This window comes from Noviherbaspirillum soli (assembly GCF_015352955.1).
GTDB lineage: Bacteria > Pseudomonadota > Gammaproteobacteria > Burkholderiales > Burkholderiaceae_D > Noviherbaspirillum_A > Noviherbaspirillum_A soli.
The window spans coordinates 23,082-42,513 of sequence record NZ_JACYOX010000030.1 but is presented as its reverse complement, the minus strand read 5'-3'; the positions used below and the strand labels follow the sequence as shown (position 1 = coordinate 42,513).

Below are 19,432 nucleotides of genomic sequence, written 5' to 3'. Positions count from 1 at the left end.
GACGGCCTGGGTTACGCAGGCCAACGACGGGTTCGGCACATTAGGCATGGCTCAAACTTGCTTCAGATAGCCTCCGCCCTGGCCATGGATTCATGCAGGATGACTTTCTTCAACTCCGGCACGCAGGAGCCGCAGCTGGTGCCGCACTTGAGTCTTTGCTGCAGGCTGCACAGCGCTTCCTGCGGCGTGCCGGATGCCTGCGCGGCAAGCGCATCGATGATTTCCGACTCGGCCACGTTGTGGCAGTTGCAGACCACGCGGCCGCGTGCCTTGAAGCCCTGCGGCGCGGTGGAAGACGGCGACAGCAGCAGCCGCCCCAGCGCGGCCACTGGCTGCCCGCCATCGAGATATTCGCGCAGCCAGTTCTCGGCGGCGATATCGCCGGCCAGCGACACTGCTTCCAGCCGGCCCCCGGCCAGCCGGATATGGCGGGCATTGCCGCGCCGCCGGTCGTCGTAGCGCAATACCTGCGCCCCCTCGATGCCGAAGCGCGCCTCGATCTCGGCGATCAGCGCCGGCTCGGCCGGGTAGTCATCCGCCGCGCGGAACAGCACGCCGGTCCGCTCCCGCCCGAACAGGGTGCAGGACGCATAGGCGAAGCGCTTCATGTAGGGCCGCAGCGCGGCCTGCAGCCTGAGCACCTCGGACGGCGCGGCCCAGCCGAACACCAGGAAGCGCCAGGGCAGCTCGGCCTTGAGTATCTTCACCGCCGCATGCTTGAGTTCGGGCTGGAAGGAATACGGGTCCAGCGCCGGCAGAGTCAGCGCATTGACGCCATGGCTGCCGCCGCCGTCGGCGCTGCGGCCGGACACATATTCCTGGCCCCAGTGCATCGCGACAAAGGCCTGGCCGCTGCGCATGTCGTCGCCGCCCGCCACCGGCAGCAGCTGGGAACCGCGGCGGCTGGTCACATGCACCAGGTCGCCCTCCTTCAACAGGCGGCGCTCCATGTCGATCGGCGCCAGCACCACCGCCGGCTCGGCGGCATGCGAGAACAGCTGCGCCACGGTGCCGGTGCGGCTCATGCCATGCCACTGGTCGCGAAGGCGGCCGGTCGTCATGCGGAACGGGTAACGCGCATCGACCGGCTCGGCCACCGGCTTGTAGGGCGTGACCACGAAGCGGGCGCGTCCGCTGGCGGTGGGGAAGCGGCCGTCCTCGTACAGTCGCTCGCGGCCGCTGGTCGCGCCTTCCGGGAACGGCCATTGCTGCGGCCCCTGCTCTTCCAGGATGCGATAGGACAGGCCGGTGATGTCGAGGTCGCGGCCGCGCGTGGTCTCGCGGTGCTCGTTCCAGATCGCTTCCGGGCTTTCATATGGGAACAGGCTGCGCTCGCGGCCCATCAGCGTTTCCAGGCGGCGCGCCACGTCGACCACGATGCGCCAGTCGTGACGGGCCTCGCCGGGAGGCGGCAGCACCGGCTTGAAGCGGGTGATGCGGCGCTCGGAATTGGTGACCGTGCCTTCCTTCTCGCTCCAGGTGGTGGCCGGCAGCAGCACGTCGGCATAGGCCACGGTGGCGGTGGAGCGATAGGCTTCCTGCACGATCACCAGCTCCGCATGCCGCAGCGCCTGCTGCACCAGGTTCTGGTCGGGCAGCGACTGGGCCGGGTTGGTGCAGGCGATCCACAGGATCTTGATCTCGCCGCTGCGCACCGCCTCGAACATCGGGATAGCGGTCTTGCCGGGCGTGGCCGGCACATCATCGACGCCCCACAGCCGGGCCACTTCCGCGCGGTGTTCGGGATTGGCCAGGTCGCGATGGGCGGACAGCAGGTTGGCCATGCCGCCGACCTCGCGCCCGCCCATTGCATTGGGCTGGCCGGTCAGGGAAAACGGGCCGGCGCCGGGCTTGCCGATCTGGCCGGTGGCCAGGTGCAGGTTGATCAGCGCCGCATTCTTGGCGGTGCCCGACGACGACTGGTTCAGGCCCTGGCAATACAGCGACAGCGCGGCCTTTGCCTCGCCAAACCAGCGCGCCGCTTTCGACAGGTCTTCCTCGCTGATGCCGCAGATGCCGGCCACATGCCTGGGCGTGTAGTCGCGCACCGCGTTCTTCAGTTCGGTAAAGCCTTCGGTATGGCTGTCGATGAAGGCCTGATCGACCAGGCCCTCCCACAGGCAGATGTGCAGCAGGCCGTTGAACAGCGCCACATCGGTGCCCGGCAGGATCTGCAGGAACAGGTCGGCATCGCGCGCAGTGTCGGTGCGGCGGGGGTCGGCCACGATCATGCGCAGGTTGGGATTGACGCGGCGCGCCTCCTCGATGCGGCGGTACAGGATGGGATGGGCATACGCGGTGTTGGAGCCGGCGATGAACAGCAGGTCGGCATGGTCGATGTCTTCATAGCAGGCCGGCGGCGCATCCGCGCCCAGCGTCTGCTTGTAGCCCGCCACCGCGCTGGACATGCACAGCCGCGAATTGGTGTCGACATTGTTGGTGCCGATCAGGCCCTTGGCCAGCTTGTTGAAGACGTAATAGTCCTCGGTCAGCAGCTGTCCGGAGATATAGAAGCCGATGCTGTCGGGGCCGTGGCGGGCGATGGTGTCGGCAATGCGCCGCGCCAGGAATTCCCCGGTCTGCTGCCACGAGGCGGGACGCCGTTCCTCCGCGCGGCTTTCGCGCAGCTCCGGCTGCAGCGCCCGTGCCTGCTGCTGCAGCAAGGGATCGGCGCTCAGGTGCAGCGTGCTGCCCTTGGTGCACAGCTTGCCGAAGTTGGCGGGATGGTCGGGATCGCCGCGCACGCCCAGCACCTGCTTGCCGTCGCTCTGGACGATCACGCCGCAGCCCACGCCGCAGTAGCAGCAGGTGGTCTTCGTTTCCTTCAGGCCGGCGGCGAATGGGGGATGAGAGAGCGCATTCATGCGGCTTCATCCACCGTCGCGTTCAGTTCCGCGACGTCCAGGTACACCTGGCCGTTCTCCACTTTCACGCTGAACTTCCGGGTGCAGCCTTCATCCGGCGCGACCGCGCAGCCGGAGTGGAGCTCGATGCTCCAGTTGTGCAGCGGGCAGGCGACCCGCTCGCCGAACACGATGCCCTGGGACAGCGGCCCGCCGCGATGCGGGCAGCGGTCCAGCAGGGCAAACACGACATCCTCGCTGTTGCGGAAAATCGCCACGTCGGGCTGCGTTGCCCGCTTGACGACCCGTGCGCCAAGCACGGGAATGTCTGCGACGTTGCAGACGGCTTTCCATTGATTCGACATGCTGCTTCCTTTGATGAGTAATGCTGGAAAGGTCACACCGTCAGCGGCATGAACTGGCGGGCATCGACCTGGGCGCGGTCGAACTCGTGCCACGGGTCGGGCAGGCCGTCGAGCGAGAACAGCAGCCGCTCGTACAGCGCGCGCCGGCCCTCCTGGTCTTCCAGCACCATCTTCTTCACATGGTCCAGGCCGACCCGCGCCAGGTAATGCACGGTGCGCTCCAGGTACCAGCCCTCCTCGCGGTAGAGCTGCAGGAAGGCGCCGGCATATTCCAGCACTTCCTCATGGGTCTTCAGCTTGACAAAGAAATGCGCGACCTCGGTCTTGATGCCGCCGTTGCCGCCGACATAGATCTCCCAGCCGGAATCGACGCCGATCACGCCGACATCCTTGATGCCGGACTCGGCGCAATTGCGCGGGCAGCCCGACACCGCGATCTTGACCTTGTGCGGCGAATACATGCGCGCCAGCGCCTTTTCCATCTGCTGTCCCAGGAGCGTCGAGTTCTGGGTGCCGAAACGGCACCACTCGGAGCCGACGCAGGTCTTGACCGTGCGCAGGCCCTTCGCATAGGCCAGGCCGGACGGCATGCCGAGGTCTTTCCACACCGCCGGCAGGTCTTCCTTCTTCACGCCCAGCAGGTCGATGCGCTGGCCGCCGGTGACCTTGACGGTGGGGATCGCATACTTGTCGACCACGTCGGCGATGCGGCGCAGGTCGGCCGCGCTGGTCTCGCCGCCCCACATGCGCGGGATCACCGAGTAGGTGCCGTCCTTCTGGATGTTGGCATGCGAGCGCTCGTTGATGAAGCGCGATTGCGGATCGTCGATGGCCTCATGCGGCCAGCTCGAGATCAGGTAGTAGTTGATCGCGGGACGGCAGCTGGCGCAGCCGTTGGGCGTGCGCCATTCCATGAAGCGCATCACGTCGGCCACTGTCAGCAGCTTGTTCTGGCGGATCGCGTCGCGTGCTTCCTGGTGGGTATGGTCGGTGCAGCCGCACATCGGCTTTGCCTTGGCAGCAGCCGAGTAATCGCCGCCGGCGGTGAACATGATGATCTGCTCCACCAGTCCGGTGCAGGAGCCGCAGGAAGCCGAGGCCTTGGTGTGCTTGCGCACGTCTTCCAGCGTGAACAGGCCCTGTTCCTTGATCGCGCTGACGATGGCGCCCTTGCACACGCCATTGCAGCCGCAGACTTCGGCGCTGTCGGGCATGGCCGCGGCCAGGGTGTAGCCTTCATGGCCGGTGTCGCCGGGCCGGCCGGTGTTGGCTTCGCCGAACATCAGGCTGTCGCGGATCTCGCCGATATCCTTGCCTTCGCGCAGCAGCCTGAAGTACCAGCTGCCGTCGACCGTGTCGCCATACAGGCAGGCGCCGACCAGCTTGTCGTCCTTGATCACCAGCTTCTTGTAGACGCCGCCGAGCGGATCCGACAGCACGATTTCCTCGGTGCCCTCGCCGCCCATGAATTCGCCGGCCGAGAACAGGTCGATGCCGGTGACCTTGAGCTTGGTGGAGGTGACCGAACCCTGGTAGCGGCCGATGCCGAAGCTGGCCAGGTGATTCGCCGCGACCTTGGCCATCTCGAACAGCGGCGCCACCAGGCCATAGGCGGTGCCGCGATGGTTGACGCATTCGCCCACCGCATAGATGCGCGGGTCGTAGGTCTGCATGGTGTCGTTGACCACGATGCCGCGATTGCAATGAATGCCGCTGGCTTCGGCCAGCGCGGTGTTGGGACGGATGCCCACGGCCATCACCACCAGTTGCGCCGGCACTTCCAGGCCGTCGGTGAAGCGGATCGCCTGCACATGGCCGTTGTCGTCGGCCACCAGTTCCTGGGTGTTCTTCGCCAGCAGGAATTTCAGGCCGCGGTCTTCCAGCGACTTCTGCAGCATCCTGCCGGCGACCGGGTCGAGCTGTCGCTCCATCAGCCAGCCGGGCAGATGGACGACCGTCACGTCCATGCCGCGCAGCTTCAGGCCATTGGCCGCTTCCAGGCCCAAGAGGCCGCCGCCGATCACCACCGCATGGCTATGCTTCCCGGCCGCCGCGATCATTGCATTGGTGTCGTGGATGTCGCGGTAGGAAATCACGCCTGCGAGGTCGCGTCCCGGCACCGGCAGCATGAAGGGCGTGGAGCCGGTGGCCAGCAGCAGACGGTCGTATTCGGCCACCGTGCCGTCCTCGGCCACCACCCTGCGGCGGGCGCGGTCGATCTTCGTGATCTTCTTGCCAAGATGCAGGGTGATGCCGTTCTGCGCATACCAGCCGACATCGTTCAACATGATGTCCTGTATGGTCTGCTCGCCGGCCAGCACCGGCGAGAGCAGGATGCGGTTGTAGTTGGCATAGGGCTCGGCGCCGAATACCGTGATGTCGTAGATATCGGGTGCGATCTTGAGCAACTCTTCGAGCGTGCGCACGCCTGCCATGCCGTTGCCGACCATGACCAATTTCAGCTTCTTCATTAAAGCCCTTTCCTGTCCATGGCTTCTCCATTAAAGCCATTTCAGCACCTGATGGGCTTGCAGGATGCAAGACCGGTGCCAGCCGGGAAGGCGCCGCAATTCACCGCGATAGCCCATAAACCGCACCGCAGGCGTGCAGGAGCCTGCGCTTGATGGTGCATCGCACACCGAAGCGGCACCGGCATTTCATAGATAAAATCGGCTGCACGAAAATCGACTGGCATATCCCTTGCATGGTGCAGCCGGCCTTCTCAACGCCGATCGGACGCATCATGCAAAAAACCTCATTCTGGAAAGCAGGGCATACCCCTACCCTGCTGGCCGCATTCTTCTACTTCGATCTCAGCTTCATGGTCTGGGTGATACTCGGCCCGCTGGCCGTGCAGATCTCGAAGGATCTCGGGCTGACCGCAGCGCAAAAGGGCCTGATGGTGGCCACGCCGCTGCTGGCCGGCGCCTTGCTGCGTATCGTGATGGGCGTGCTGGTCGACCACCTGAAACCCAAGAAGGCCGGCCTGATCGGCCAGCTGGTGGTGCTGGCCGGCCTGACCTGGGCCTGGCTGGGCAAGCTCGACAGCTATCACAGCATGCTGACCCTGGGCATCCTGCTCGGCATGGCTGGCGCGGCCTTCGCGGTGGCGCTGCCGCTGGCTTCGCGCTGGTATCCGCCCGAGCACCAGGGCACGGCGCTGGGCATTGCCGGCGCCGGCAACTCCGGCACCGCCTTCGCCGCCCTGTTCGCGCCGGCGCTGGCGATGGCCTTCGGCTGGCAGAACGTGTTCGGCCTGTGCCTGATACCGCTCGGCGTGGCGCTGGCGGTCTACCTGATCTTCGCCAAGGACGCGCCCTCTGCGCCGCCGCCGAAATCGCTGGTGGAATACCTGCATGTGTTGAAAGACAGGGACGCCTGGTGGTTCATGTTCTTCTATGGCGTGACCTTCGGCGGCTTTTCCGGGCTGGCCTCGTCGCTGGCGATCTACTTCAATGGCCAGTACGGCCTGTCGCCGGTGACCGCCGGCTACTTCACCGCCGCCTGCGTCTTCGCCGGCTCGCTGGTGCGGCCCCTGGGCGGGCGCATGGCCGACCGCATCGGCGGCATCAAGACCCTGTCCATCATGTACCTGCTGGCCGCGCTGTTCCTGTTCATCGCCAGCTTTGGCCTGCCTTCGGCGGCGATGGCCGTGGTGGTATTCGTGCTGGCGATGCTGGCGCTGGGCACCGGCAACGGCGCGGTGTTCCAGCTGGTGCCGCAGCGCTTTCGCAAGGAGATCGGCGTGATGACGGGCCTGGTCGGCATGGCCGGCGGCGTCGGCGGCTTCTATCTCGCCTCCAGCCTCGGCTTTTCCAGGCAGATGACCGGCAGCTATCAGCTCGGCCTGACCATCTTCGCCTCGCTGGCGCTGCTGGCGCTGGTCGGCCTGTCGGTGGTGAAGGGCCGCTGGCGCACCACCTGGGGCAGCGCGGCGATGACGACGGCCAGGATCTGATCCATCAGGCGCCTGCGCGGCCGGTGGCAGCGGGATGCTGCCCCGGCCGTTTTTCCTTCATACTGCGATTCGCTTCCCGCCCGCCATTCCAGCGCCAAGCAACATGCCCCTGACCGTTACCGCAGCCCACAGCACCCATCCCGGCCCGCGCGCCAGCAATGAAGACTTTGTCGGCATGGTCACGCCCAACGAGCCCGAGCGCAGCACCAAAGGCCTGATCGCCGCGATCGCCGATGGCGTGTCGGGCAACGACGGCGGCCGCGAGGCGGCCGAATTCACGGTGCGCAACCTGCTGTCGGACTACTACGCCACGCCCGACACCTGGCCGGTGACGCAGTGCCTGCAAAAGGTCATCACCGCGGTCAACAGCTGGGTCCAGAGCCAGGGCACCAAGCGCCCGGAACTGGCCGGCATGGCCACCACGCTGACGGCGCTGGTCCTGCGCGGCAATTTCTATTATTTCTCGCATGTCGGCGACACCCGGCTCTACCTGCTGCGCGCCGGCAGGCTGGAGCGGCTCACCACCGACCATGTGTGGGACAAGCCGGAAATGCAGCATGTGCTGACGCGCGCGGTCGGGCTCGATACCCGCATCGCCATCGACCACGGCATGGGCGAGTGCCGCGTCGGCGATGTGTTCCTGCTGGCGACCGACGGCCTGTGGAGCGCGCTGACCGAGTATGAAATCAACCGCCAGTTGTCCTTGCTGGCGCTGGCCACAGCCGACGCGGAAAGCGCCGCGCAAGGCCTGCTGCAGGCGGCGCAGCAGGCCGGCACGCGCGACAACCTGAGCGCACTGGTGATCCGCATCGACGCCCTGCCCGAGGCTGACCTGCGCGACGCGCTGGCCACCACACGGCACCTGCCGCTGCCGCCACGGCTCAAGCCGGGCCAGAGCCTGGATGGCCTGGTGGTGGAGGAACAGGTCCATGCCTCCCGCGCCACCCTGCTGTACCGGGTGCGCGACCCGGCCACGGGCCGCAGGCTGGTGCTGAAAACCCTGCAGCCGGAGCGCGACAACGACCCGGCGGAGCGCTCGGCCTTCGCGCATGAGGAATGGCTGGCGCGGCGCGCGGTGGCGCGCTTCTTCCCGCAGGTGGTGACGCTGTCCGAGCGCAGCTGCCTTTACTACCTGAGCACCTGGCATGACGGCGCGACGCTGCAGCAGCACCTGGATGGCGGCCGCCATTTCACGATTCCGGAAGTCGTCACCGAAGGCAGCCGCCTGGTGCGCGCGCTGGGCGCGCTGCACCGGCGCAGCATCATTCACCGCGACATCAAGCCGGCCAATGTGCATCTGGGCGACGACGGCGAGCTGCGCGTGCTCGACCTGGGCGTGGCCCAGTCCGGCCTGGAAGCCGGCGCCGGCGCCTCGGCGCCGCAGGCCGGCACGCCGTCCTTCCTGGCGCCGGAACAATATGACAACGCGGTGCCGTCACGCCAGACCGATGTCTATGCCGTCGGCGTGACCTTGTACCTGATGCTGACCCGCCAGTATCCGTACGGCGAGATCGAGCCCTTCCAGCGGCCGCGTTTCGGCGAGCCGGCGCCGCCCACGCGCTATCGGCCGGACGTGCCGCTGTGGCTGGAGAATGTGCTGCTCAAGGCAGTGGCGAAAAACCCGGCAGACCGCTTCGAGACCGCCGAGGAATTCCTGCTGGCGCTGGAACGGGGCGCCAGCAGGCCGCTGCCCGCTCCGGCGGCGGTGCCGCTGGCCCGGCGTGACCCGGCCATGCTGTGGCGGGCGGTGGCGGCGGTGTCCATCGTGCTCAACCTGCTGCTGCTGTACCTGATGGCCGTGCGCTGACGGCGCGCAGGCCATGCAGTGGGCGGGTCAGTACGACAGATACTTTTCCGACGCCCAGGTCACCAGCCCGATCACCAGCACCACCAGGATCAGCACGATAAGAAGCCGACCGAACTTCGGCATGCCGTCGGTGCCGGTAGGCTGCTCTTCCGGATGGTTCATCGGATTGCCGCCGGGCTCTCTGCCTTGCTCGTTCATCTCGTGCTCATGGCAGCAGGATGGTGGAACCGGTGGTCTTGCGGCCTTCGAGATCGATATGCGCCTGTGCCGCATCCTTCAATGCATAGCGCTGGTTGATCTCGATCCTGACCTTGCCGCTGCCGACCACGTCGAACAGGTCGGCCGCCATTGCTTCCAGGTCTTCCCGCTTCGCGCTGTAGGTGAACAGGGTCGGCCGGGTGATGAACAGCGAGCCGCGCGAAGCCAGCTCGTTCAGGCTGAACGGCGGCACCGGGCCGGACGCGCTGCCGAAGCTGACCATGGTGCCCAGCGGCGACAGGCAGTCCAGCGAGCCGGTGAAGGTATCGGCGCCGATCGAGTCATACACCACCGGCACGCCGCGCCCGCCGGTGATTTCCTTGACGCGCTCGACGAAGTTTTCCTTGTTGTAGTTGATCACATGGGCTGCGCCATGCTGTTTGGCCAGCTCGCCCTTCTGGTCCGAGCCTACCGTGCCGATCAGGTTCACGCCCAGCGCGCGCGCCCACTGGCAGGCGATCAGGCCGACGCCGCCGGCAGCCGCGTGGAACAGGATGGTCTCGCCGCCCTTGAGCGGGAAGGTGCGGCGGAACAGGTACTGCACCGTGAGGCCCTGCAGCATCATGGCCGCGCCGGTTTCGAAGTCGATGTTGTCCGGCAGCTTCACCAGCACCGCCGCCGGCATCACCCGCGCCTCGGCATAGGCGCCGGGCGGACGGGCGGCATAGGCGACGCGGTCGCCCGGCTTCACATGCGTGACGCCCTCGCCCACCGCTTCCACCACGCCGGCGCCTTCCATGCCCAGGCCGGCCGGCAGTTGCTGCGGATACAGGCCGGTGCGGAAGTAGACATCGATATAGTTCAGGCCGCAGGCATGGTGCCGCACCCGCGCCTCGCCCGGCCCCGGCTCGCCGACCTCGACGTCGACATATTCCATTACTTCTGGTCCGCCAGTCTTGAAGATCCTGATCGCTTTGGTCATGTTCTCGCTCCTGAATTAAAAGGTGCCCGGATAGGCGCCGCCGTCGAGCAGGATGTTCTGCCCGGTCATGTAGCCGGCATGGGCGCTGCACATGAAAGCGCAGAAGGCGCCGAATTCGGCCGCAGTGCCGAAGCGCTGCGCCGGATTCTGCTTGCGGCGCGCTTCCTTGACTTCATCGATGCTCTTGCCGCTGGCCTTGGCCGCGCCGGCCATGGTGGCGCCCAGGCGGTCGGTGTCGAACGGCCCCGGCAGCAGGTTGTTGATGGTGACATTGTGCGCCACGGTCTTGCGGGCGATGCCGGCGACGAAGCCGGTCAGGCCGGAACGGGCGCCATTGGACAGGCCCAGCACATCGATCGGCGCCTTCACCGCGCTCGACGTGATGTTGACGATGCGGCCGAAGCCGCGGCTGATCATGCCGTCGACGGTGGCCTTGATCAGTTCGATCGGCGTGAGCATGTTGGCGTCCAGCGCGGCGATCCACTGCTCGCGGCCCCAGTCGCGGAAGTCGCCGGTCGGCGGGCCGCCGGCATTGGTGACCAGGATGTCCGGCGCCGGGCAGGCGGCCAGCGCCTGCGCCCGGCCTTCCGGCGTGGTGATGTCGGCCGCCACCGCGGTGACGTTGACGCCATGGGCGCGGCGGATTTCCTCGGCGGTCTTTTCCAGCGCCTCGGCATTGCGCGCCACCAGCACCAGGTTCACGCCGTCGGCGGCCAGCGCCTCGGCGCAGCCCTTGCCCAGTCCCTTGGATGCGCCGCATACCAGCGCGGTCTTGCCCTTGATTCCCAGATCCATGTCTCTTCCTACGCTTTCTTTTTAGAGAGTAAATAAATGCCAGCCAGTACCAGCGCGGTGCCGGCCAGCTGGATTGCCGTAATTGGTTCGCCCAGCACCCAGGCCCCCAGAAACAGTGTCGACACCGGACCGACCATGCCCGTCAGGGACACCGTCGGCGCGCCGATGCGGGCCACCGCGATCATGGTCAGGAACACCGGCAGCACCGTGCAGAACACCGCATTGACCAGCGACAGCCCATACACCGGCGCCGGTTGCACCAGCATGACTATGGGCTTCAACACCAGGAACTGAAGTATGCATGCAAAGCTGGAAACGCACATCGCATAGGCCACCAGCCGCATCGGCCCGACCCGGCGCACCAGTTCTCCCGACATCAGCAGGTAGATCGCATAGGTGATCGCGCTGCCCAGCACGAAGGCGCCGCCGAGCGGCACGTTGGCGCCGCCGGTGCGGGCGTCGTGCAGGAACACCAGCACCGTGCCGGAATAGGACACCAGCAGCGCGCCCCATTCCAGCCGGCCGATCTTCTTGTGCAGGAAAAACACCGAGATCAGCAGCACGAAGGACGGCGTCAGGAACAAGATCAGCCGCTCCAGGCCGGCGCTGATGTATTGCAGCCCCAGGAAATCGAGGAAGCTCGACAGGTAATAGCCGAGAAGGCCGAGAAAGGCGATCCGCAGCCGGTCGCTGCCGGACAGCGCCGGCGAGCGGCGCGCATGCCAGATCGCCACCACTGCGAAGAAGGGCAGCGAGAACAGCATGCGGAAGCCGATCAGGGTGACGGCGTCGACCGGGTAACGGTAAATCAGCTTGGCGACGATCGCCTTGGTGGAGAACAGCACGGCGCCACCGACGGCGATTGCCAGCCCGGCCAGGAAAGCCTGGCGCTGCGCCGGCAGTGAAACGGAGGAAGAAGTCATTGACGAATTGTAAAAGAAAACCGGCAATCGAACTTTGCCTGGGGGCACGATGCCAGGCTTGCCGGTTTCCGAACCGCTAACCGCTAACCGTCACTTGCGCTTGAGCAGCGAGCCCAGCACGCCGCGGATCAATTCCCTGCCGACGCTGGAGCCGATCGAGCGCGCCGCCGACTTGACGATGGCTTCCACCACCGTGTCCTTGCGCCGGCTGCCGCCGCCACCGCCGAGCAAGCCGCCCAGCGCATCCTGCACCCGGTCGCTGACCGAAGGCCCGCCGGACGGCGCGGGCGCCGGCGGCGTCGGCCCCGGCACCGCCCGCTCGTTCTTCACCGGCGCGCGGGTGGCGCTGCGGCCTTTCAACACTTCATAGGCCGACTCGCGGTCGATCGCGGCTTCATAGACGCCGGCCACCAGCGAGCCGGCCTGCGCCGCCTGCCTCTCCGCCGGCGTGATCGGCCCGATCTGCGATGCCGGCGGCAGGATGAAGGCGCGCTGCACCGGCTCCGGCCGGCCCTTGGCGTCCAGGAAGGACACCAGCGCCTCGCCCACGCCCATTTCGCTGATCACCTGCACCACGTCCAGGTCCGGATTGGGCCGGAAGGTCTCGGCGGCGGCCTGCACCGCCTTGCGGTCGCGCGGCGTGTAGGCGCGCAGCGCATGCTGCACCCGGTTGCCGAGCTGGCCCAGCACCGTGTCGGGAATGTCGATCGGATTTTGCGTCACGAAGTACACGCCCACGCCCTTGGAGCGGATCAGCCGCACCACCTGCTCGATCTTCTGCAGCAGCGGGCGCGGCGCGTCGTCGAACAGCAGGTGGGCCTCGTCGAAGAAGAACACCAGGCGCGGCTTGTCGACGTCGCCCACTTCCGGCAAATGCTCGAACAGTTCCGACAGCATCCACAGCAGGAAGGTGGAATACAGCCGCGGCGCATTGAGCAGCTTGTCGGCCGCCAGGATGTTGATCACGCCATGGCCGTTGCCATCGGTCTGCATCAGGTCTTCGATATTGAGCATGGGCTCGCCGAAGAACCGGTCGCCGCCCTGCTCCTCGATGGCCACCATCCCGCGCTGGATCGCGCCGATGCTGGCGGCCGAGACATTGCCGTACTCGGTCTGGAACGAGGCGGCGTTCTCGCCGACATGCTGCAGCATCGCCCGCAGGTCCTTCAGGTCCAGAAGCAGCAGGCCATTGTCGTCGGCGATCTTGAACACCAGCTGCAGCACGCCTTCCTGCACGTCGTTCAGGTTGAGCATGCGCGACAGCAAGAGCGGCCCAAGATCGGAAATCGTCGCCCGCACCGGATGGCCCTGCTCGCCATAAACATCCCAGAAGGTGGTCGGACAGCCGGCCCACTGAGGCTCGTCCAGGCCCAGCGCCGCCAGGCGCTCGCTGATCTTCGGATTCGGCGCGCCGGCCTTGGCAAGGCCGGACAGGTCGCCCTTTACGTCGGCCATGAACACCGGCACGCCGATTTTCGAGAGCGATTCGGCAATCACCTGCAAGGTCACCGTCTTGCCGGTGCCGGTGGCGCCGGTGATGCTGCCGTGCCGGTTGACCAGCTGCGGCAGCAGCAGCAACTCGTGGGTCTGGTTTTTTGCGATCAGGAGCGGATGTGGCATGGTTTTGGGCCTGTTCTGAGGAAATTGGGACAAGGGCCGTATGTTAGAATCGGCGATATTTTTCAGGGATGGCAGGAACCGATTCTAAACCGGACGCCGGTTTATATTTTGCGTTCTTCGCGTCCCGCAACCTCTTCTGGAAAGTAGCGTTATGGCAGGACACAGCAAATGGGCCAACATCAAGCACAAGAAGGCGGCCACTGACGCCAAGCGCGGCAAGATCTGGACCCGCCTGATCAAGGAAATCACGGTGGCAGCCCGCATGGGCGGCGGCGACGCCAACGCCAATCCGCGCCTGCGCCTGGCAGTGGAGAAGGCGGCCGACGCCAACATGCCCAAGGACAACGTGACCCGCGCGATCCAGCGCGGCACCGGCGACCTCGAAGGCGTGAACTACGAGGAAATCCGCTACGAGGGCTATGGCCTGAACGGCGCCGCGATCATCGTCGACTGCCTGACCGACAACCGGGTGCGCACCGTGGCCGAAGTGCGGCACGCATTCTCCAAGTTCGGCGGCAACATGGGCACCGAGGGTTCGGTGGCCTTCCTCTTCAAGCACTGCGGCCAGCTGTTCTTCGCGCCCGGCACGAACGAGGACGCGCTGATGGAAGCGGCGCTGGAAGCCGGCGCCGACGACGTGGTGCAGGATGAGGAAGGCGGTTTCGAGGTGCTGTGCGACCCGTATGAATTCGCAGCCATCAAGGAAAAGCTGGAACAGGCCGGCTTCAAGCCGGAACTGGCCGAGATCACGATGAAGCCCTCCACCGAGACCGAATTCACCGGCGAGGACGCGATGAAGATGCAGAAACTGCTGGACGCGCTGGAAAACCTGGACGACGTGCAGGAGGTCTACACCAACGCCGTGATCGACGAATAAACCTGACGCACCCATGTCCGGCAGCGCTGCCGGACACGCCACGATGGCATGCCGCCATCGACCCCGACACCAGTCAAACGCATCACATCTCTCATGAAAATTCTCGTTGTAGGCTCCGGTGGCCGCGAACATGCCCTCGCCTGGAAGCTGGCGCAGTCCGAACGCATCCAGATCGTCTATGTCGCGCCGGGCAACGGCGGCACCGCGCTCGACCAGCGCCTGCGCAACATCGCCATCACCGACCCGAAGGAACTGGCCGAATTCGCCCGCCGCGAACATGTCGCGCTGACCGTGGTCGGCCCGGAAGCGCCGCTGGCGGCCGGCATCGTCAACATCTTCCGCGAGCAGGGCCTGAAAGTATTCGGCCCGACCGCCGAGGCAGCCCAGCTGGAAAGCTCCAAGGATTACGCCAAGGCCTTCATGCAGCGACACGGCATACCGACCGCCGCCTACCAGACCTTCTCCGACGTCGCCGCCGCCCATGCCTACATCGACGCGCAGGGCGCGCCGATCGTGATCAAGGCCGACGGCCTGGCAGCCGGCAAGGGCGTGGTGGTGGCCATGACCGCCGACGAGGCGCATGCCGCGGTCGACATGATGCTGTCGGATAACCGCCTGGGCGACGCCGGCGCGCGCGTGGTGATCGAGCAATTCCTCGACGGCGAGGAAGCCAGCTTCATCGTGATGGTGGACGGCAGGAACATCCTGCCGCTGGCCACCAGCCAGGACCACAAGCGCCTGCAGGACCACGACGCCGGCCCCAATACCGGCGGCATGGGCGCCTACTCGCCGGCGCCCATCATCACGCCGGAGCTGCATGCCCGGGTAATGCGGGAAATCATCGTGCCCACCGTCCAGGGCATGGCGCAGGACGGCATTCCCTACACCGGCTTCCTGTATGCGGGACTGATGATCGATGCGCAGGGCACGCCCAGGACGCTGGAATTCAACTGCCGCATGGGCGACCCGGAAACCCAGCCCATCATGGCGCGCCTGAAGACCGACCTGGTCACGGTGATGGAGCATGCGGTCAACGGCACCCTGGACGCGGTGAAACTGGAATGGGACCGCCGCGTCGCGCTGGGCGTGGTGATGGCGGCCGCCGGTTATCCGGATGCGCCGAGGAAGGGCGACGTGATCAGCGGCATTCCGGATGAAACGCCGGAATCCGTGACCTTCCATGCCGGCACTACCCTCGACGGCGCCACCCTGACCGCCAGCGGCGGCCGGGTGCTGTGCGTGGTCGGCCTTGGCGACAACGTCAAGATGGCGCAGAAACAGGCTTATGCAGCGGTGGACAGCATCCATTTCGACGGCGCGCAATTCCGGCGCGACATTGGCTGGCGGGCGATCAAGCGGCACGGTTGAAAGGGTTTCAGAAAGGTTTTACAGAGCCGGCGCAAGCCGGCTTTTTTGTTGGGACTTCCAGGCCCACGCTGCGTACTGTTCGAAAAACATTGTCGATCTGCAAAAACAGCAAGCAAGGCTTTATTTCACCGAGAGGTGGCCTGTCCTCGCGCACAACAGCGGGACTATGAAATCGATCAGGCAAGGTATTTATTTCAATTACATCACTTCTTGAATCCCGCCGAAAACCCTGCAGTATCCGGATAAGAAGGCAATGGGATCGTCGATTCTGCCAGCCTGCAAGTGAATATCCCCTCCCAGCCATTATTAGAAATAGGCAAGCTGCACAATTTTCCAAAGCAGCTCACTGCGCGCTGAAAACGACACGACGTTTTGAAATCTTTTGAACCCTGGCATCATTAGACCGTACTTACCCGACGCTATGGATAGTTGAAATGAAATAGACAAAATCCTGAAATTCCAGTTATTTCAGAAATTGATCATTAATTATTAAATCCAGGACTCAAAAATGAATAATTCGATACAATCAGTTAATCGACATGCTGCGCCGATGAACTCCGGAAATTCGGTAAATGATCATCATTATTCCGATGTCGGCAATGGTGCCCCGAATTTGCAAATCGCATGTCAAAACAGAAATTTTTTCGCAAGGCAGCAAGCTGTTAATTCCACTTCTGCTGGCAACCCTTCCTTCGGGGCGAACCATGCCCCTTCCCCGCAAGTTTTAGGACGCGCAGAAAACACGGGACAGCCGCGCTATAAATCGTCGATGAACCAGAGATTTGGCCCCGGGGATGCCGACCCGTACTCACCATATGCCACACCGCAGGGATTGAATGCAGGAAATAATTGGACACTTTCCGCCTCATCAGTTACGCAAAGATTCTGAGCCAGGTCAGGCAAAAAACCCCGGCGCATCAAATTAACGTCATAGTGCCGCCACTTGGTGCCGCCACTTGGTTCCGATAGACGAAGCTGATCCACCATTGGTGCCGCGCCGGAAATATATAAAGACTTATCAGGCGTTTCATCGCGGCTTATCCTGAAATTGATGCCAGGCCTGCGCATCCAGTGGTTCTCCTCAGATAGGTGCTGCAAAACAAGCTCATCGTGATGTGGCTGCAGCACCTGGCACAACCTTATCCGAGCAAGTTAAGATCAAGATATCTTTTGTAGTTGTACCAGGTAGGTGCAAATTGACTGCCCCAAGGAAATTGGCATGCACAACAACTGATCATGTGCATGGCTGCAGGATGAAATACGTTAGCAGTGACTATTCCATTGCAGCATTTTTCCAGAAATACCATTTCCATTTTCTGTTTATCACTCCTATCAAAAGCGTAATGTGGTGTTTCGCTTCGAAGGGAAATAACGTTGGACCCAGTGCAGGCTGAACTCCCCAAGATGGTTTGTTGAGGCGCGCAAGCCTGCATGCCCTGTTCCCGCAATTCATCCCCCGCATCCCCCGGCAGGGTACAATCCGCACTCGTCACTTTTCGCCCTCATGCCGTGGACCCGATTTCCCCCTCCCCTTCCAACGTTAAAACCTACCTGCTCGGCCTGCAGAACCGCATCGTCGCGGCGCTGGAAGGCGTTGACGGCAAGGAGTTCATCAGGGACACCTGGGAGCGGCCGGAAGGCGGCGGCGGGGTTTCGCGGCTGATCGAGGAAGGCAATGTGTTCGAGCGCGGCGGCGTGGGATTTTCCCATGTCACCGGACGCAACCTGCCGCCCTCGGCCGCCGCCGCCCGGCCGGAACTGGCGGGCCGCCACTGGGAAGCGATGGGCGTATCGCTGGTGCTGCATCCGCGCAATCCGTATGCGCCGACAGTGCACATGAACGTGCGCTTCTTCACCGCGATGGCAGAAGGCTTCGACCCGGTCTGGTGGTTCGGCGGCGGCATGGACCTGACGCCCTACTACGGCTTTGCCGAGGATGCGCAGCATTTCCACCGCACCTGCCGCGATGCGCTGGCCCCGTATGGCGACGACCTGCATCCGCGGTTCAAGAAATGGTGCGACGACTATTTCTACCTGAAGCATCGCCAGGAACCGCGCGGCGTCGGCGGCATTTTCTTCGACGACTATAACGACCGTGACTTCGGCCACAGCTTCGGCATGATGCAAAGCGTGGGCGACCATTTCCTGCCGGCCTACCTGCCCTTGCTGGAACGCCGCAAGGACATGCCCTACGGCGAGCGCGAGCGCGACTTCCAGGCCTACCGGCGCGGCCGCTACGTGGAATTCAACCTGGTGTTCGACCGCGGCACGCTGTTCGGCCTGCAGTCGGGCGGCCGTACCGAATCCATCCTGATGTCGCTGCCGCCGGTGGTCAAATGGCGCTACAACTGGCATCCGGCCGACGGCACGCCCGAGGCGGCGCTGTACACCGACTTCCTGGTGCACAAGGACTGGACCGCGTGAGCCGGCCTTGCCTGGTGCTGCTGGGCGGAAGCTTCGACCCCGTACATAACGCTCATGTCGCACTGGGCGGCTACTTCGTGCGGCTGCTGGCGCCGGATGAACTGCGCATCATCCCGGCTGGCAATCCGTGGCAGAAGGCGCCGCTGCTGGCCTCCGGGGCTGACCGCGTCGCCATGCTGCGCCTGGCATTTGCCAGGCAGCCGGTGCCGGTGGTGATCGACGAACAGGAACTGCGGCGCCAGGGTGCAAGCTATACCGTCGACACGCTGCGCGCGGTGCGTGCGGAGGTTGGACCGGAAGCGTCGGTCGTGTTCATCATCGGCGCCGACCAGCTGCTGCACCTGAACACCTGGCACGACTGGCGCGCACTGTTCGACCTGGCCCATGTCTGCGCGGCATCGCGGCCCGGCTTCGACACGGCAGCGCTGCCAGCGGAAGTGGCGCATGAACTGCGCCGGCGCAGCGCGACGCCTGACCAGTTGCGCAATAGTGCCCATGGCCTGATGTTCCTGACGGAAAACCTTGCCCTGGACACGTCCGCAACCGAAATCCGAACCGCGCTGGTGCGGGGCGAGCGGCCTCAACAGTCGCTGCCAACCCCGGTGCTAGACTATATCGAACAACATCACCTATATAAAACCTAATGGATATCAAGAAACTTCAATCGCTGGTCGTCGACGCTCTCGAAGATGTGAAGGCGCAAGACATCGTGGTGTACGACACCACCCACCTGACCAGCCTGTTCGACCGGATCGCCATTGCCTCCGGCACATCGAACCGCCAGACCAAGGCGCTGGCCGCCTCGGTGCGCGACAAGGTCAAGGAAAACGGCGGCAACATCCTGAGCCTGGAAGGCGAGGACACCGGCGAATGGGTGCTGGTCGACCTGGGCGACATGATCGTCCACATCATGCAGCCGGCAATCCGGGCGTATTACCGCCTGGAGGAAATCTGGGGCGACAAGGAAGTCAAGATGGGCGCGGCCAAGCGTGCCAAGAAGACAGCCACCAGCGACGATGCCGCGCCGAAGAAGGCTGCCCGCCATCTGACCGTGACCCAGCAGGCCGCGGCCGATGGCGAAGCGCCGAAGAAGACCGCGCGCAAGACCGCGGCCAAGTCGGCCACCGGCGCAGCCAAGACCGCAGCGAAGAAAACCGTCGCCAAAAAAGCCGCCAAGACGCCGGCTGGCAAGACCGTCAAGGTGGCAGCACCCAAGAGCGCCAGCGCGCGCAAGGCGCCGGCCAAGCGCGCCCGCGCCGAATAAAGCCGGTC

General features: G+C 64.8%; 16 protein-coding genes. 8 read left to right on the top strand and 8 right to left on the bottom strand.

The features are described from left to right. Positions 1-62: 62 nt before the first annotated feature. From IGW04_RS18855 to nirB, 3 genes are read right to left on the bottom strand one after another with little or no spacing between them, the layout of a single operon-like run. Positions 63-2,864, bottom strand: coding sequence for a nitrate reductase (locus IGW04_RS18855; protein ID WP_228527200.1), 2,802 nt, complete (start codon positions 2,862-2,864; stop codon positions 63-65). Further along, entirely contained in the window at positions 2,861-3,208 is a 348-nt protein-coding gene (gene nirD / locus IGW04_RS18850; protein WP_194714638.1) for a nitrite reductase small subunit NirD, read from the bottom strand. Before nirD ends, IGW04_RS18855 begins: the two co-directional genes overlap by 4 nt. 32 nt (positions 3,209-3,240) lie before the next feature. Further along, positions 3,241-5,679 carry a nitrite reductase large subunit NirB gene (nirB, locus tag IGW04_RS18845; protein ID WP_194714637.1) on the bottom strand — a complete coding sequence of 813 codons (2,439 nt, stop codon included), beginning with the start codon at positions 5,677-5,679 and terminating at the stop codon, positions 3,241-3,243. Positions 5,680-5,951: 272 nt separating this feature from the next. Between nirB and IGW04_RS18840 the strand changes: the two genes are divergently transcribed. Both IGW04_RS18840 and IGW04_RS18835 read left to right on the top strand, forming a co-directional pair. Beyond that, a complete protein-coding gene (locus IGW04_RS18840) occupies positions 5,952-7,166 on the top strand; it encodes a nitrate/nitrite transporter (RefSeq protein ID WP_194714636.1) in 1,215 nt (404 codons plus the stop codon). A 103-nt stretch (positions 7,167-7,269) separates the two neighbouring features. Then, entirely contained in the window at positions 7,270-8,973 is a 1,704-nt protein-coding gene (locus IGW04_RS18835; protein WP_194714635.1) for a bifunctional protein-serine/threonine kinase/phosphatase, read from the top strand. Positions 8,974-9,000: 27 nt separating this feature from the next. Here the strand turns inward: IGW04_RS18835 and IGW04_RS18830 are convergent, their stop codons facing one another. From IGW04_RS18830 to IGW04_RS18810, 5 genes are all read right to left on the bottom strand, one after another. Further along, positions 9,001-9,171: a hypothetical protein gene (locus IGW04_RS18830; RefSeq protein ID WP_194714634.1), complete on the bottom strand. Its 171-nt coding sequence runs from the start codon at positions 9,169-9,171 to the stop codon at positions 9,001-9,003. A gap of 7 nt (positions 9,172-9,178) precedes the next feature. After that, positions 9,179-10,153, bottom strand: a complete 975-nt coding sequence (locus tag IGW04_RS18825) for a quinone oxidoreductase family protein (protein ID WP_194714633.1) — start codon at positions 10,151-10,153, stop codon at positions 9,179-9,181. 15 nt (positions 10,154-10,168) lie between these two features. Then, the gene (locus IGW04_RS18820; protein WP_194714632.1) at positions 10,169-10,948 is read right to left on the bottom strand and encodes an SDR family oxidoreductase; all 780 of its coding nucleotides are present in this window, start codon (positions 10,946-10,948) and stop codon (positions 10,169-10,171) included. Positions 10,949-10,956: 8 nt separating this feature from the next. Continuing rightward, complete coding sequence (locus IGW04_RS18815; RefSeq protein WP_194714631.1) at positions 10,957-11,871, bottom strand: DMT family transporter; 915 nt, start codon at positions 11,869-11,871, stop codon at positions 10,957-10,959. Between the two features lie 90 nt (positions 11,872-11,961). Next, on the bottom strand, positions 11,962-13,491 hold the full coding sequence (locus IGW04_RS18810; RefSeq protein ID WP_194714630.1) for a helicase HerA-like C-terminal domain-containing protein: 1,530 nt from the start codon (positions 13,489-13,491) through the stop codon (positions 11,962-11,964). 151 nt (positions 13,492-13,642) lie between these two features. Here IGW04_RS18810 and IGW04_RS18805 point away from each other — a divergent pair, with 151 nt between their 5' ends. The 6 genes from IGW04_RS18805 (at position 13,643) to rsfS (ending at position 19,424) form a co-directional block, all read left to right on the top strand. Then, complete coding sequence (locus IGW04_RS18805) at positions 13,643-14,368, top strand: YebC/PmpR family DNA-binding transcriptional regulator (RefSeq protein ID WP_194714629.1); 726 nt, start codon at positions 13,643-13,645, stop codon at positions 14,366-14,368. Between the two features lie 93 nt (positions 14,369-14,461). Beyond that, positions 14,462-15,736, top strand: a complete 1,275-nt coding sequence (purD, locus tag IGW04_RS18800; protein WP_194714628.1) for a phosphoribosylamine--glycine ligase — start codon at positions 14,462-14,464, stop codon at positions 15,734-15,736. Positions 15,737-16,244: 508 nt separating this feature from the next. Next, positions 16,245-16,625 carry a hypothetical protein gene (locus tag IGW04_RS18795; protein WP_194714627.1) on the top strand — a complete coding sequence of 127 codons (381 nt, stop codon included), beginning with the start codon at positions 16,245-16,247 and terminating at the stop codon, positions 16,623-16,625. A gap of 620 nt (positions 16,626-17,245) precedes the next feature. After that, positions 17,246-18,160, top strand: coding sequence for an oxygen-dependent coproporphyrinogen oxidase (hemF, locus tag IGW04_RS18790; protein ID WP_323744880.1), 915 nt, complete (start codon positions 17,246-17,248; stop codon positions 18,158-18,160). Then, a complete protein-coding gene (locus IGW04_RS18785; protein ID WP_228527203.1) occupies positions 18,148-18,804 on the top strand; it encodes a nicotinate-nucleotide adenylyltransferase in 657 nt (218 codons plus the stop codon). The genes hemF and IGW04_RS18785 overlap by 13 nt, the downstream gene beginning before the upstream one ends. Further along, complete coding sequence (gene rsfS, locus IGW04_RS18780) at positions 18,804-19,424, top strand: ribosome silencing factor (protein ID WP_194714624.1); 621 nt, start codon at positions 18,804-18,806, stop codon at positions 19,422-19,424. The genes IGW04_RS18785 and rsfS overlap by 1 nt, the downstream gene beginning before the upstream one ends. Positions 19,425-19,432: the final 8 nt, after the last annotated feature.

Bases quoted from the DNA above. Each gene is read 5' to 3' on its own strand.
- IGW04_RS18855 (WP_228527200.1), bottom strand. From the start codon at position 2,864: ATGAATGCGCTCTCTCATCCCCCATTCGCCGCCGGCCTGAAGGAAACG.
- nirD (WP_194714638.1), bottom strand. From the start codon at position 3,208: ATGTCGAATCAATGGAAAGCCGTCTGCAACGTCGCAGACATTCCCGTG.
- nirB (WP_194714637.1), bottom strand. From the start codon at position 5,679: ATGAAGAAGCTGAAATTGGTCATGGTCGGCAACGGCATGGCAGGCGTG.
- IGW04_RS18840 (WP_194714636.1), top strand. From the start codon at position 5,952: ATGCAAAAAACCTCATTCTGGAAAGCAGGGCATACCCCTACCCTGCTG.
- IGW04_RS18835 (WP_194714635.1), top strand. From the start codon at position 7,270: ATGCCCCTGACCGTTACCGCAGCCCACAGCACCCATCCCGGCCCGCGC.
- IGW04_RS18830 (WP_194714634.1), bottom strand. From the start codon at position 9,171: ATGAACGAGCAAGGCAGAGAGCCCGGCGGCAATCCGATGAACCATCCG.
- IGW04_RS18825 (WP_194714633.1), bottom strand. From the start codon at position 10,153: ATGACCAAAGCGATCAGGATCTTCAAGACTGGCGGACCAGAAGTAATG.
- IGW04_RS18820 (WP_194714632.1), bottom strand. From the start codon at position 10,948: ATGGATCTGGGAATCAAGGGCAAGACCGCGCTGGTATGCGGCGCATCC.
- IGW04_RS18815 (WP_194714631.1), bottom strand. From the start codon at position 11,871: ATGACTTCTTCCTCCGTTTCACTGCCGGCGCAGCGCCAGGCTTTCCTG.
- IGW04_RS18810 (WP_194714630.1), bottom strand. From the start codon at position 13,491: ATGCCACATCCGCTCCTGATCGCAAAAAACCAGACCCACGAGTTGCTG.
- IGW04_RS18805 (WP_194714629.1), top strand. From the start codon at position 13,643: ATGGCAGGACACAGCAAATGGGCCAACATCAAGCACAAGAAGGCGGCC.
- purD (WP_194714628.1), top strand. From the start codon at position 14,462: ATGAAAATTCTCGTTGTAGGCTCCGGTGGCCGCGAACATGCCCTCGCC.
- IGW04_RS18795 (WP_194714627.1), top strand. From the start codon at position 16,245: ATGAATAATTCGATACAATCAGTTAATCGACATGCTGCGCCGATGAAC.
- rsfS (WP_194714624.1), top strand. From the start codon at position 18,804: ATGGATATCAAGAAACTTCAATCGCTGGTCGTCGACGCTCTCGAAGAT.